The sequence below is a fragment of the Methylobacterium sp. CM6247 genome, assembly GCF_054817925.1.
This window is the reverse complement of the sequence record NZ_JBTXKX010000004.1, coordinates 1-14,330: the sequence shown is the minus strand read 5'-3', so window position 1 is coordinate 14,330 and position 14,330 is coordinate 1. Positions and strand designations below refer to the sequence as shown.

Sequence of the window (14,330 nt, the reverse complement as noted above, 5' to 3'; positions counted from 1 at the left end):
CCGCCTCGGGCGAGATTATGCCGACGTCACCGAAACCATCCGGGAGATGATGCACCAGGGCGTCATCGTGAAGACGGTCATAAACTCGATGGTCTTCGATGGTGCCACCACTGACCCCATGCTCAAGGCTGTCAGAGACGCCTTGATCGGCTTCATGGCGGCAATGTCCCAGGCTCAGGCTGAAGCCACTCGGGAGGCCCAGAAAGCTGGCATCGCGCACGCCAAGGGCCGTGACGACGCTTATCTTGGTCGGAAGCCGTCGTATGATCGGTCGAAGCTCGATACGGTCATAGCAATGCTCAACAGGGGCGACACCGTCCAGGGAATCGCCAAGGCCACCGGTATCTCGCGCGGCACAATCTACCGCATCCGCAACAACCGGGTAGAGGCCGAAGCTGCTCTCGCGCGATGGGCTGCATAGGCCCGCTACGGTCTGATCCACCCTACCAACCGACCCATGTCTGGGTCCTCGAAGCTGGCGGCGTTACAGACGGACTTCCTCAGGCCGAGCCGGTATTGAGCCTGGTGGGAGGGGACGCCACGAGCGAGCTTTTCTGTACCGGCCTTCCTCCCGAAGCTTACGCTTGGCAGTAGGGCCGAGGTTCAGTGAATACCCGCTTCTCCGGCCGTGGACTTCGCCTTGAGCCACATGATCGATGCCGTATCGGTGGGCGTGTGCTTCATCCATGCCTTTCAGCATGTATCGGCCAGCGCCTTTTGGGGTCCGAGCGTTTTTTACCTGGATCGTGTTCTCGTACGGAATTGGGCCGGTGGTATCCTGGAGCCACTTGGAGAGCTTCCGCTTGAACTCTGCACGTCTTTCTGACGGGACATGTAGAAGCCAATGTGCGGCTGTCACGCCGCCGCCAGCTTCGAGGACCCAGACATGGGTCGGTTGGTAGGGTTCGGCTCCGCTTCGTGTTCCGGGACGGCGAGCCCAGTGGCTGTACCGGGTGTTCCGAAGGTGAGCGAACGCTGCGCTGACCTCTTCGATGGGGCAGTCGGTCATGCTGTAGTTGAGTGTCACGAAGGTGTTCAGGGGAAGGCCGATGGCGTCAGCGATCCTGATCGCATGGTGAAAGTTCGATGCCGTTCGGACCCTGATGAAGTGAGACGTACGAGGCACTTTTCTTCCTCCCAACGATCCACATTTTGCACAAGAACGGGGTCTATATACTAGGGATGGTGTGTTCCCGGATCAATTTCCTAACTTGCTGGTCGCTGATCGGTTCCTCATATGTTCCGTCACGGCGGATTTTTCTGTGACGCAGCCTTCGAGAGCGCCACCTCCATGTTAGACCACACTGTTATGTGATTATGTCATCACATGAGAATCTGGATGGTGTTCACCTCTAGCGTATGTGATTACACGATGGCATAGCTACACGATCACATAACTATGCGGGGCTTCTGTGCGCGTTCTTGTCCTAGCTAGCCAGAAGGGTGGGAGCGGAAAAACGACTATCGCCGCATCCTTGGCTGTCGCTGCTCGTCAGGACGGGGAGCGTGTTGTTGTGGTCGATCTAGACCCTCAAGGATCACTCGCCGAATGGGGGAAGGCCCGAGAAGCCACCGACATCATCTTTCGTTCCGTGCCTCCCAGCGACCTGAAGGCGTGGATCACCGCTACCAGGAAGGTACCAGCGGTCTCGCTGATCATCTTGGATACTGCCGGGACGTTCGGTGAGGAGGTGGACACCGCTCTACGTCACGCAGATTTGTGCCTAGTCCCGGTGAGACCGTCGGCGATTGATCTACGAGCGGCTGGACCAACCGTGAACCGGATTCGGCAGTTCGGGAAAGACTTCGCCTTCATTCTCAATGCGACGAACCCGGTCACTCAAGCTCGAACGGCTGACGCCATCGCGGCGCTAGAAGTCGGTGGGGCTGTTGCTCCTCCACTGGCCGACCGGACGGACTTCCGTGATGCAGCCGCGATGGGCCTTGGCGTCACCGAGATCGCCCCCAGTGGTAAGGCCGCTTTGGAGATCAGAGCGCTCTGGTCATGGGTGAAAGACCGTATGAAGGAGCCGAGATCGTGAGCAAAACCAAACGTCCGTCGCTGTCAGGAATGGTACCGGCTGCACCGTCACACGATAAGGCAGCTATGCACTCACATGATGATGTGACTATGCAGTTACGTGACGATGAGGTCCCTGATGCAGTGTCCGTGACGCCTTCAACCGCTCAGGCGACAGAGGCGATACCTACGGCAGCATCACCGATCCCACGAGCACGGAAAGTCCGACCCAAGGTTCAGGCGGAGGAGAATGCGGGGATGGCGCATAGGTCACTCTATGCCAGTCCTGAGACTTTGGACCTCATCCGACAGATCGCATACGAGGAACGGATCAGCGCCCAGCGCCTCTACCGGGAGGGCCTGCTCATGATGCTGCAAGCACGTGGGCACTACGGAAACAAGACCGTCGATGATGTGTAATCACATAGCCACATAGGAATGTGGCTATGTGAGGTTGCCCTTGGCATGATGTTGGGGGTCAACCTCTACCGGCTTGACCGACTCGCCCGTGATGTTCAGGGTTAATGATTGGCGCAGCCGCGCCTGAGGATCACTGCAACGATAAGCCGCTAGGTCAAAACGAGAGAGGCCCGATCCCTGGCAGGATCGAGCCTCTGAAATCGATGGGTGCGTGGAAGCCCCGAACTGCTTCCACAATCTCATGAGCGGTCCCAAGCCGTCAAGGGAGAACGCAAGTTCTCTCGACGATCTCGCCTTGTCCGAACGGCCCCACGATGGGGCGATACGTGTTCGAATTTGAACTACGGCAGGCCATCCAGGCCGCGCCGCGCATGAAGCTGCCTGAGGTAACGGCGGTGATGTGGCGCGCCTTTGGGGAAGGCTACATCACCGAAGGCGAGGCGGCGTCTCTATCTGGGCTAATCGAAGCTCGGAGAGTGATCCCCGCGCCCTCACCGACCCGACGGAAAAACGTCGGGTCTCGACCACGGTCTCCGGCATCAATTGAACGGCGTCGCCGTTGGGCGGCGTCGGGAGCGATGCCCAGTGCCATCGCCGCCCGCTTCACCATCGCCGAACAAGCTGCTCTGGCCGTGGTCGCCGATGAGGTCCGGTGGACCGGAGACTGTCGCCTGTGTGTTGGAGCCATCGCAGGCAAGGCCGGTATCAGCGAGACCTCTGTCCGAAACGCGTTGAGGGAGGCCAAACGCCTGGGGCTGATCTCTGTGGAAGAACGGCGTGTCGCCATGTGGCGGAATATGCCTAACGTTGTCCGGATCGTCTCGCCGGAATGGTCAACATGGCTATCCAGAGGACGGGGAGGTGGGTGCAAATTGGTGCATGGCACGAATACCCAGACTCATAGAACCTGCCGTGCGGGCAACATATCGGACGAAAAAGGAAGAAGCCGCCGGACGGAGAGGAGCGGAAATCCGACAGAGCCTCGCTCAAATGCGAGAGTGCCCCTCCAACTATGAGGAGAGGCGATTCAATCGCTCTTCAAGATGAATAGGCAGGACTCGCACCGTCAACGACAGTGCGAGTTGATGGCGGGGTTATGCCGTCAGAGGAAAAAATCTGCTGCCTGGATAGCAAAGCTTCCCTTCAAAGTTATCGAGAAGTCAGCAGTTCCGTCACCGTTTGTATCCCCGCTGATCAGGATATTTCCGCTTTTTGATATCGCATTCAGTTCACCGGCCACATGATGAAAGTTCGAGCCGCCAATGAACTTGAATAACTGATCTCCCGAAGTGCCTGATATTGAGTCTATAGGTCGAAGGTCGATCTTGTCGCCTTGAGTCCTATTGAAGTCTCGAATTACGTCTCTGCCGGAAATCTTCGCTGTGCTGTCTGCAACGTTATTGAACAGGAAGGTGTCAGCACCTTTCCCGCCTCTTAAATCATCGAAGCCGATACCTCCGATCAATATATCATTGCCGTTTTCGCCTGACAGTAGATCATCACCAGACCCACCATCGATTCTATCATCCCCTTCACCGCCGTATAGACCTGCTTCAAATGTATAAGACGAGTTGGAACCTTTATCAGCGAAACCTTTGTCGTCGCCCGATCCGCCTTTCAGCGTGTCATTACCATTGCCACCGTACAACAGATCACGACCTGCGCCTCCATCGAGTCTGTCATTCCCATCGCCACCGAAAAGGCCACCCCTGCTATAGACGGAGACAGAACTTCCTATGCCATTCATATCTTTTGTAGAAGTGAAGAACATTGTTGTGTTGTCGTCGTCGGCTCCGCCAATTAGAACATCGTTCCCCGCGCCGCCGTCAAGTAAGTCAGACCCCTGACCACCATTCAATCTATCATTCCCATCTTCTCCATACAGACCTGCTGAGATGGAATTTGTTGTTAGTTTGTGAATACCCTTCTTGGTGTCTGAACGAACATCAGAAAAATATCGATCAGAGTGATCTCCACCGATCAGGGTATCGTTGCCATTGCCACCATATAATAGATCAATGCCGCTGCCGCCGTCGATCAAGTCGGCTCCAATACCGCCATATAGACCACCGTTGATGGAAGCGTTTTCATTCAGACCATATACAACAGTTCCGTTGAACTTTGCTGGTATATCTAGTTTGACGATTGCATCGTCTCCAGATAATCCGTATATAAAATCGTCCCCATTCCCGCCTATGATGTAGTCAGTACTGTTACCGCCAAATATATTGTCACTTCCGTCAAGTCCAAATATACCACCCTTTGTATTTACTCTTCCAGAGATGTCAGGTCCACTGTAATAATATTTCTTATAGTCAGCATTTATTTGATTCTTTGCGATAATTTCGTCGTCTTTATTGGTTCCGTTGATCAAGGCCATAACTAATACTCTTCAAAGTGGACTGATACTTGCATAGTTTATATGAAAAAATCTTGAAATGTCAAACTCGTTGCACGAGACTTATTTGTATAAACTGAAATTTCAAAACTCAGGGAAGACCTCGCCGGAACATGAGGCATTCGGCGAGGTCGTAGGAGCGGTCTGCTGTCTAGATTTGAACACCGGCCTTGGAAAAAACGTCGCGGAAGGTGGTTGTCCGACGTCGAGATGGCGTGACTGGAGCCGGTGACGGGACAGGGGCCTTCTTCTCTCGTTCGAAGGCATCCGCCATCGTCTGAGGTTTCCGGCCGATCCTCGTGGCTGGGATGACCGCCGTGTCGGTTTTCGAGAAAGGCGTCACGCTGAGGGATTCCGCCAAACTCGGCGAAGGCGCAGGCTTGTTCATGGAAGGTACGCCATCGAGGAAGTCGAGGAACCGGATCATGCTGCCGCTCCTTCTGAACCAAATGCTGCCTCGATCTGGGTGAGGAGACCGCTGGCGCGGCTTCGCATCAGCGGAAAACCCGTGCCGATCAGATCGTTGACGAACCTGTACAACGTACTCCGAATGGCACCGGAGGAAGCTTCATCGGCAAAGGTCTGTCCGCTGTCGTCAAAGAATTTATCGATATCGGCGAGACCGGCATAAAGTTCTCGTGACGTCACAATGGAATACATTGCAGCATCGGGATCAAGAATATCCTCTGACAGATACTCATGATATGTGAGCGCATCAGTTAGTACGGCTTTGACTTCGTTCTTCAAGCGAGAGGTAGGCGTTTTTCCGGACATTTCTTGTTCTCCTGTGATTGGTTGATGGATTGGTAGGTCATGATCATTTGACGAATTACCTTTGAAATCGTTGGCATCTGTTCGTTGAAACTTGATCGAAGAGTGTCAGTTTCGTGATCTGTCAGCCTGACTGCGATGATCTTGCTTCGTTTGGTTGGTGTTTTGTCTGTTGTGTCTTCCACTTGTTTCCTTTCATTTGGTCATGTTAATCCAAAGGGCTCGGGTTGATACCAAGCCCCCGATAGTGGTTTGAGTGAATACTTGTCCTATCAATCAACGCCCTCCGCTTTTCGGAAAGGCGCGCCCTCACGGGAAGTCTACAAGGATTTCGTACTCGTTTCGTGACTGTTTGGAGATGTAGTCCGATAGCCGATGGATGTCGGTAACATCTTGTTTGAAGATGCCTTCCTTTCGAGAACTTGGGAACAACTTGTTCCAAATCTTCGAATGAACAGCTTCAAACCTTTCAAGTCGATTGTTTGGGATCAAAACCAAGGCGTGTGCATGAAAATGTGTTGGGTCACCAGACTTGGTTCTGTCTTCGAAGAATACGATATGTTTCAATCGCTTCGACGGATCGGTTCCTGCCTTATCGCCAAACACCCGAAAGTTCAGGTACTTGAAAAATCGTCGTGTCTGGTTGACACAATGCTGTTCAAACGATCCGCGCGGTCCCATTTGGTTATTGTTTGGGTACGTGAGGGTGAGTGCATGTGTAAATCCATGCCTTCCGATCTCGTTCGCCCAACTGCTTTGTAATCTATTGCCGATGGTCTTCTCCTTTTGTCAGACAGTTTTATTTATATGCCTCCACAGTTTCGCCTTAGTTCACCCAGCCGATGGGATCGGTGATCCAATCAGTCAGAGGCCAATAGCAACCGTATGACTTAAGAGCGACGAAGACAGCCGAAAGCTGACTTGACGCCTTGGGTCTTCTGATCCGTCAATCGGATGATAAATGCTTCATCAAAACACCGGACGCCGTCTCCTGATAAGAGACGGACGGGATGCTACTGAGGCAGTACGGTAGGGGTGGGGTCTTGGTATTGGGGCGACCAATTACACTGCATGAAGCAGGATCGGAAGCGAGCTACCCCTGGGGCAGCGAGTAAGTCGCCTAGTGATCGAAAACTGTGCCTTCGTCAAGACGGTGGCGACGTTGATCACTCATCCGAGGCTCTCATGGAACGGTTATGCGCTCTGAGCATGAGCCACTCCGTCCGTTGGAGTATGCCCCTGCGGACAATAGAGGAGGAGCGAAAATTCTGTCCGTTAGGGTTGCTTTTAGGATACGGACATACATTTATGTGGACACCATCTCAACAGACATGATTGAGTCCGATGACCACTGTTCTCTATGCGCGCGTTTCAACCCTCGATCAGACCGTTGCTCACCAGCGGACGCAGGCCGAGGCCGCTGGGTTCAAGATTGATAAGGTCGTGGCCGATGACGGTGTATCGGGCGTGACCACACGTCTGGCGGATCGTCCGCAAGGTCGCCGTCTCTTCGATATGCTCCGCCGAGGTGATGTACTGGTTGTTCGGTGGGTGGACCGCCTCGGGCGAGATTATGCCGACGTCACCGAAACCATCCGGGAGATGATGCACCAGGGCGTCATCGTGAAGACGGTCATAAACTCGATGGTCTTCGATGGTGCCACCACTGACCCCATGCTCAAGGCTGTCAGAGACGCCTTGATCGGCTTCATGGCGGCAATGTCCCAGGCTCAGGCTGAAGCCACTCGGGAGGCCCAGAAAGCTGGCATCGCGCACGCCAAGGGCCGTGACGACGCTTATCTTGGTCGGAAGCCGTCGTATGATCGGTCGAAGCTCGATACGGTCATAGCAATGCTCAACAGGGGCGACACCGTCCAGGGAATCGCCAAGGCCACCGGTATCTCGCGCGGCACAATCTACCGCATCCGCAACAACCGGGTAGAGGCCGAAGCTGCTCTCGCGCGATGGGCTGCATAGGCCCGCTACGGTCTGATCCACCCTACCAACCGACCCATGTCTGGGTCCTCGAAGCTGGCGGCGTTACAGACGGACTTCCTCAGGCCGAGCCGGTATTGAGCCTGGTGGGAGGGGACGCCACGAGCGAGCTTTTCTGTACCGGCCTTCCTCCCGAAGCTTACGCTTGGCAGTAGGGCCGAGGTTCAGTGAATACCCGCTTCTCCGGCCGTGGACTTCGCCTTGAGCCACATGATCGATGCCGTATCGGTGGGCGTGTGCTTCATCCATGCCTTTCAGCATGTATCGGCCAGCGCCTTTTGGGGTCCGAGCGTTTTTTACCTGGATCGTGTTCTCGTACGGAATTGGGCCGGTGGTATCCTGGAGCCACTTGGAGAGCTTCCGCTTGAACTCTGCACGTCTTTCTGACGGGACATGTAGAAGCCAATGTGCGGCTGTCACGCCGCCGCCAGCTTCGAGGACCCAGACATGGGTCGGTTGGTAGGGTTCGGCTCCGCTTCGTGTTCCGGGACGGCGAGCCCAGTGGCTGTACCGGGTGTTCCGAAGGTGAGCGAACGCTGCGCTGACCTCTTCGATGGGGCAGTCGGTCATGCTGTAGTTGAGTGTCACGAAGGTGTTCAGGGGAAGGCCGATGGCGTCAGCGATCCTGATCGCATGGTGAAAGTTCGATGCCGTTCGGACCCTGATGAAGTGAGACGTACGAGGCACTTTTCTTCCTCCCAACGATCCACATTTTGCACAAGAACGGGGTCTATATACTAGGGATGGTGTGTTCCCGGATCAATTTCCTAACTTGCTGGTCGCTGATCGGTTCCTCATATGTTCCGTCACGGCGGATTTTTCTGTGACGCAGCCTTCGAGAGCGCCACCTCCATGTTAGACCACACTGTTATGTGATTATGTCATCACATGAGAATCTGGATGGTGTTCACCTCTAGCGTATGTGATTACACGATGGCATAGCTACACGATCACATAACTATGCGGGGCTTCTGTGCGCGTTCTTGTCCTAGCTAGCCAGAAGGGTGGGAGCGGAAAAACGACTATCGCCGCATCCTTGGCTGTCGCTGCTCGTCAGGACGGGGAGCGTGTTGTTGTGGTCGATCTAGACCCTCAAGGATCACTCGCCGAATGGGGGAAGGCCCGAGAAGCCACCGACATCATCTTTCGTTCCGTGCCTCCCAGCGACCTGAAGGCGTGGATCACCGCTACCAGGAAGGTACCAGCGGTCTCGCTGATCATCTTGGATACTGCCGGGACGTTCGGTGAGGAGGTGGACACCGCTCTACGTCACGCAGATTTGTGCCTAGTCCCGGTGAGACCGTCGGCGATTGATCTACGAGCGGCTGGACCAACCGTGAACCGGATTCGGCAGTTCGGGAAAGACTTCGCCTTCATTCTCAATGCGACGAACCCGGTCACTCAAGCTCGAACGGCTGACGCCATCGCGGCGCTAGAAGTCGGTGGGGCTGTTGCTCCTCCACTGGCCGACCGGACGGACTTCCGTGATGCAGCCGCGATGGGCCTTGGCGTCACCGAGATCGCCCCCAGTGGTAAGGCCGCTTTGGAGATCAGAGCGCTCTGGTCATGGGTGAAAGACCGTATGAAGGAGCCGAGATCGTGAGCAAAACCAAACGTCCGTCGCTGTCAGGAATGGTACCGGCTGCACCGTCACACGATAAGGCAGCTATGCACTCACATGATGATGTGACTATGCAGTTACGTGACGATGAGGTCCCTGATGCAGTGTCCGTGACGCCTTCAACCGCTCAGGCGACAGAGGCGATACCTACGGCAGCATCACCGATCCCACGAGCACGGAAAGTCCGACCCAAGGTTCAGGCGGAGGAGAATGCGGGGATGGCGCATAGGTCACTCTATGCCAGTCCTGAGACTTTGGACCTCATCCGACAGATCGCATACGAGGAACGGATCAGCGCCCAGCGCCTCTACCGGGAGGGCCTGCTCATGATGCTGCAAGCACGTGGGCACTACGGAAACAAGACCGTCGATGATGTGTAATCACATAGCCACATAGGAATGTGGCTATGTGAGGTTGCCCTTGGCATGATGTTGGGGGTCAACCTCTACCGGCTTGACCGACTCGCCCGTGATGTTCAGGGTTAATGATTGGCGCAGCCGCGCCTGAGGATCACTGCAACGATAAGCCGCTAGGTCAAAACGAGAGAGGCCCGATCCCTGGCAGGATCGAGCCTCTGAAATCGATGGGTGCGTGGAAGCCCCGAACTGCTTCCACAATCTCATGAGCGGTCCCAAGCCGTCAAGGGAGAACGCAAGTTCTCTCGACGATCTCGCCTTGTCCGAACGGCCCCACGATGGGGCGATACGTGTTCGAATTTGAACTACGGCAGGCCATCCAGGCCGCGCCGCGCATGAAGCTGCCTGAGGTAACGGCGGTGATGTGGCGCGCCTTTGGGGAAGGCTACATCACCGAAGGCGAGGCGGCGTCTCTATCTGGGCTAATCGAAGCTCGGAGAGTGATCCCCGCGCCCTCACCGACCCGACGGAAAAACGTCGGGTCTCGACCACGGTCTCCGGCATCAATTGAACGGCGTCGCCGTTGGGCGGCGTCGGGAGCGATGCCCAGTGCCATCGCCGCCCGCTTCACCATCGCCGAACAAGCTGCTCTGGCCGTGGTCGCCGATGAGGTCCGGTGGACCGGAGACTGTCGCCTGTGTGTTGGAGCCATCGCAGGCAAGGCCGGTATCAGCGAGACCTCTGTCCGAAACGCGTTGAGGGAGGCCAAACGCCTGGGGCTGATCTCTGTGGAAGAACGGCGTGTCGCCATGTGGCGGAATATGCCTAACGTTGTCCGGATCGTCTCGCCGGAATGGTCAACATGGCTATCCAGAGGACGGGGAGGTGGGTGCAAATTGGTGCATGGCACGAATACCCAGACTCATAGAACCTGCCGTGCGGGCAACATATCGGACGAAAAAGGAAGAAGCCGCCGGACGGAGAGGAGCGGAAATCCGACAGAGCCTCGCTCAAATGCGAGAGTGCCCCTCCAACTATGAGGAGAGGCGATTCAATCGCTCTTCAAGATGAATAGGCAGGACTCGCACCGTCAACGACAGTGCGAGTTGATGGCGGGGTTATGCCGTCAGAGGAAAAAATCTGCTGCCTGGATAGCAAAGCTTCCCTTCAAAGTTATCGAGAAGTCAGCAGTTCCGTCACCGTTTGTATCCCCGCTGATCAGGATATTTCCGCTTTTTGATATCGCATTCAGTTCACCGGCCACATGATGAAAGTTCGAGCCGCCAATGAACTTGAATAACTGATCTCCCGAAGTGCCTGATATTGAGTCTATAGGTCGAAGGTCGATCTTGTCGCCTTGAGTCCTATTGAAGTCTCGAATTACGTCTCTGCCGGAAATCTTCGCTGTGCTGTCTGCAACGTTATTGAACAGGAAGGTGTCAGCACCTTTCCCGCCTCTTAAATCATCGAAGCCGATACCTCCGATCAATATATCATTGCCGTTTTCGCCTGACAGTAGATCATCACCAGACCCACCATCGATTCTATCATCCCCTTCACCGCCGTATAGACCTGCTTCAAATGTATAAGACGAGTTGGAACCTTTATCAGCGAAACCTTTGTCGTCGCCCGATCCGCCTTTCAGCGTGTCATTACCATTGCCACCGTACAACAGATCACGACCTGCGCCTCCATCGAGTCTGTCATTCCCATCGCCACCGAAAAGGCCACCCCTGCTATAGACGGAGACAGAACTTCCTATGCCATTCATATCTTTTGTAGAAGTGAAGAACATTGTTGTGTTGTCGTCGTCGGCTCCGCCAATTAGAACATCGTTCCCCGCGCCGCCGTCAAGTAAGTCAGACCCCTGACCACCATTCAATCTATCATTCCCATCTTCTCCATACAGACCTGCTGAGATGGAATTTGTTGTTAGTTTGTGAATACCCTTCTTGGTGTCTGAACGAACATCAGAAAAATATCGATCAGAGTGATCTCCACCGATCAGGGTATCGTTGCCATTGCCACCATATAATAGATCAATGCCGCTGCCGCCGTCGATCAAGTCGGCTCCAATACCGCCATATAGACCACCGTTGATGGAAGCGTTTTCATTCAGACCATATACAACAGTTCCGTTGAACTTTGCTGGTATATCTAGTTTGACGATTGCATCGTCTCCAGATAATCCGTATATAAAATCGTCCCCATTCCCGCCTATGATGTAGTCAGTACTGTTACCGCCAAATATATTGTCACTTCCGTCAAGTCCAAATATACCACCCTTTGTATTTACTCTTCCAGAGATGTCAGGTCCACTGTAATAATATTTCTTATAGTCAGCATTTATTTGATTCTTTGCGATAATTTCGTCGTCTTTATTGGTTCCGTTGATCAAGGCCATAACTAATACTCTTCAAAGTGGACTGATACTTGCATAGTTTATATGAAAAAATCTTGAAATGTCAAACTCGTTGCACGAGACTTATTTGTATAAACTGAAATTTCAAAACTCAGGGAAGACCTCGCCGGAACATGAGGCATTCGGCGAGGTCGTAGGAGCGGTCTGCTGTCTAGATTTGAACACCGGCCTTGGAAAAAACGTCGCGGAAGGTGGTTGTCCGACGTCGAGATGGCGTGACTGGAGCCGGTGACGGGACAGGGGCCTTCTTCTCTCGTTCGAAGGCATCCGCCATCGTCTGAGGTTTCCGGCCGATCCTCGTGGCTGGGATGACCGCCGTGTCGGTTTTCGAGAAAGGCGTCACGCTGAGGGATTCCGCCAAACTCGGCGAAGGCGCAGGCTTGTTCATGGAAGGTACGCCATCGAGGAAGTCGAGGAACCGGATCATGCTGCCGCTCCTTCTGAACCAAATGCTGCCTCGATCTGGGTGAGGAGACCGCTGGCGCGGCTTCGCATCAGCGGAAAACCCGTGCCGATCAGATCGTTGACGAACCTGTACAACGTACTCCGAATGGCACCGGAGGAAGCTTCATCGGCAAAGGTCTGTCCGCTGTCGTCAAAGAATTTATCGATATCGGCGAGACCGGCATAAAGTTCTCGTGACGTCACAATGGAATACATTGCAGCATCGGGATCAAGAATATCCTCTGACAGATACTCATGATATGTGAGCGCATCAGTTAGTACGGCTTTGACTTCGTTCTTCAAGCGAGAGGTAGGCGTTTTTCCGGACATTTCTTGTTCTCCTGTGATTGGTTGATGGATTGGTAGGTCATGATCATTTGACGAATTACCTTTGAAATCGTTGGCATCTGTTCGTTGAAACTTGATCGAAGAGTGTCAGTTTCGTGATCTGTCAGCCTGACTGCGATGATCTTGCTTCGTTTGGTTGGTGTTTTGTCTGTTGTGTCTTCCACTTGTTTCCTTTCATTTGGTCATGTTAATCCAAAGGGCTCGGGTTGATACCAAGCCCCCGATAGTGGTTTGAGTGAATACTTGTCCTATCAATCAACGCCCTCCGCTTTTCGGAAAGGCGCGCCCTCACGGGAAGTCTACAAGGATTTCGTACTCGTTTCGTGACTGTTTGGAGATGTAGTCCGATAGCCGATGGATGTCGGTAACATCTTGTTTGAAGATGCCTTCCTTTCGAGAACTTGGGAACAACTTGTTCCAAATCTTCGAATGAACAGCTTCAAACCTTTCAAGTCGATTGTTTGGGATCAAAACCAAGGCGTGTGCATGAAAATGTGTTGGGTCACCAGACTTGGTTCTGTCTTCGAAGAATACGATATGTTTCAATCGCTTCGACGGATCGGTTCCTGCCTTATCGCCAAACACCCGAAAGTTCAGGTACTTGAAAAATCGTCGTGTCTGGTTGACACAATGCTGTTCAAACGATCCGCGCGGTCCCATTTGGTTATTGTTTGGGTACGTGAGGGTGAGTGCATGTGTAAATCCATGCCTTCCGATCTCGTTCGCCCAACTGCTTTGTAATCTATTGCCGATGGTCTTCTCCTTTTGTCAGACAGTTTTATTTATATGCCTCCACAGTTTCGCCTTAGTTCACCCAGCCGATGGGATCGGTGATCCAATCAGTCAGAGGCCAATAGCAACCGTATGACTTAAGAGCGACGAAGACAGCCGAAAGCTGACTTGACGCCTTGGGTCTTCTGATCCGTCAATCGGATGATAAATGCTTCATCAAAACACCGGACGCCGTCTCCTGATAAGAGACGGACGGGATGCTACTGAGGCAGTACGGTAGGGGTGGGGTCTTGGTATTGGGGCGACCAATTACACTGCATGAAGCAGGATCGGAAGCGAGCTACCCCTGGGGCAGCGAGTAAGTCGCCTAGTGATCGAAAACTGTGCCTTCGTCAAGACGGTGGCGACGTTGATCACTCATCCGAGGCTCTCATGGAACGGTTATGCGCTCTGAGCATGAGCCACTCCGTCCGTTGGAGTATGCCCCTGCGGACAATAGAGGAGGAGCGAAAATTCTGTCCGTTAGGGTTGCTTTTAGGATACGGACATACATTTATGTGGACACCATCTCAACAGACATGATTGAGTCCGATGACCACTGTTCTCTATGCGCGCGTTTCAACCCTCGATCAGACCGTTGCTCACCAGCGGACGCAGGCCGAGGCCGCTGGGTTCAAGATTGATAAGGTCGTGGCCGATGACGGTGTATCGGGCGTGACCACACGTCTGGCGGATCGTCCGCAAGGTCGCCGTCTCTTCGATATGCTCCGCCGAGGTGATGTACTGGTTGTTCGGTGGGTGGA

The 14,330-nt window shown here is 53.9% G+C and carries 11 protein-coding genes; 7 read left to right on the top strand and 4 right to left on the bottom strand.

Annotated features, from left to right (window positions below):
• The 3 genes from ACYQOP_RS26735 to ACYQOP_RS26725 all read left to right on the top strand — a co-directional run.
• The coding region (locus ACYQOP_RS26735; protein ID WP_461225566.1) for a helix-turn-helix domain-containing protein at positions 1–421 on the top strand (421 nt) is incomplete at its 5' end.
• Between the two features lie 991 nt (positions 422–1,412).
• Positions 1,413–2,042: a nucleotide-binding protein gene (locus ACYQOP_RS26730; RefSeq protein ID WP_461225562.1), complete on the top strand. Its 630-nt coding sequence runs from the start codon at positions 1,413–1,415 to the stop codon at positions 2,040–2,042.
• A gap of 236 nt (positions 2,043–2,278) precedes the next feature.
• Positions 2,279–2,440, top strand: a complete 162-nt coding sequence (locus ACYQOP_RS26725; RefSeq protein ID WP_461225560.1) for a hypothetical protein — start codon at positions 2,279–2,281, stop codon at positions 2,438–2,440.
• Positions 2,441–3,542: 1,102 nt separating this feature from the next.
• On the opposite strand, the gene ACYQOP_RS26720 is transcribed toward ACYQOP_RS26725, so the two are convergent.
• Both ACYQOP_RS26720 and ACYQOP_RS26715 read right to left on the bottom strand, forming a co-directional pair.
• Positions 3,543–4,820 (bottom strand): calcium-binding protein, encoded by a 1,278-nt coding sequence (locus tag ACYQOP_RS26720; protein ID WP_461225558.1) that lies wholly within the window; start codon positions 4,818–4,820, stop codon positions 3,543–3,545.
• A gap of 441 nt (positions 4,821–5,261) precedes the next feature.
• Entirely contained in the window at positions 5,262–5,612 is a 351-nt protein-coding gene (locus ACYQOP_RS26715) for a hypothetical protein (RefSeq protein WP_461225556.1), read from the bottom strand.
• 1,341 nt (positions 5,613–6,953) lie between these two features.
• On the opposite strand from ACYQOP_RS26715, the gene ACYQOP_RS26710 reads away from it, so the two are divergent.
• The 3 genes from ACYQOP_RS26710 to ACYQOP_RS26700 all read left to right on the top strand — a co-directional run bounded on the left by ACYQOP_RS26710 (position 6,954) and on the right by ACYQOP_RS26700 (position 9,605).
• Positions 6,954–7,586, top strand: a complete 633-nt coding sequence (locus tag ACYQOP_RS26710; protein ID WP_461225564.1) for a recombinase family protein — start codon at positions 6,954–6,956, stop codon at positions 7,584–7,586.
• A gap of 991 nt (positions 7,587–8,577) precedes the next feature.
• Complete coding sequence (locus ACYQOP_RS26705) at positions 8,578–9,207, top strand: nucleotide-binding protein (protein ID WP_461225562.1); 630 nt, start codon at positions 8,578–8,580, stop codon at positions 9,205–9,207.
• 236 nt (positions 9,208–9,443) lie between these two features.
• Positions 9,444–9,605: a hypothetical protein gene (locus ACYQOP_RS26700; RefSeq protein WP_461225560.1), complete on the top strand. Its 162-nt coding sequence runs from the start codon at positions 9,444–9,446 to the stop codon at positions 9,603–9,605.
• Between the two features lie 1,102 nt (positions 9,606–10,707).
• Here the strand turns inward: ACYQOP_RS26700 and ACYQOP_RS26695 are convergent.
• Both ACYQOP_RS26695 and ACYQOP_RS26690 read right to left on the bottom strand, forming a co-directional pair.
• Positions 10,708–11,985, bottom strand: a complete 1,278-nt coding sequence (locus tag ACYQOP_RS26695) for a calcium-binding protein (protein ID WP_461225558.1) — start codon at positions 11,983–11,985, stop codon at positions 10,708–10,710.
• A gap of 441 nt (positions 11,986–12,426) precedes the next feature.
• The gene (locus ACYQOP_RS26690; RefSeq protein ID WP_461225556.1) at positions 12,427–12,777 is read right to left on the bottom strand and encodes a hypothetical protein; all 351 of its coding nucleotides are present in this window, start codon (positions 12,775–12,777) and stop codon (positions 12,427–12,429) included.
• Between the two features lie 1,341 nt (positions 12,778–14,118).
• Here ACYQOP_RS26690 and ACYQOP_RS26685 point away from each other — a divergent pair.
• On the top strand, positions 14,119–14,330 hold a 212-nt coding region (locus ACYQOP_RS26685; protein ID WP_461225554.1), incomplete at its 3' end, for a recombinase family protein.

Coding starts and splice junctions, on each gene's coding strand:
- ACYQOP_RS26725 (WP_461225560.1), top strand. CDS start 2,279: ATGGCGCATAGGTCACTCTATGCCAGTCCTGAGACTTTGGACCTCATC.
- ACYQOP_RS26720 (WP_461225558.1), bottom strand. CDS start 4,820: ATGGCCTTGATCAACGGAACCAATAAAGACGACGAAATTATCGCAAAG.
- ACYQOP_RS26715 (WP_461225556.1), bottom strand. CDS start 5,612: ATGTCCGGAAAAACGCCTACCTCTCGCTTGAAGAACGAAGTCAAAGCC.
- ACYQOP_RS26710 (WP_461225564.1), top strand. CDS start 6,954: ATGACCACTGTTCTCTATGCGCGCGTTTCAACCCTCGATCAGACCGTT.
- ACYQOP_RS26700 (WP_461225560.1), top strand. CDS start 9,444: ATGGCGCATAGGTCACTCTATGCCAGTCCTGAGACTTTGGACCTCATC.
- ACYQOP_RS26695 (WP_461225558.1), bottom strand. CDS start 11,985: ATGGCCTTGATCAACGGAACCAATAAAGACGACGAAATTATCGCAAAG.
- ACYQOP_RS26690 (WP_461225556.1), bottom strand. CDS start 12,777: ATGTCCGGAAAAACGCCTACCTCTCGCTTGAAGAACGAAGTCAAAGCC.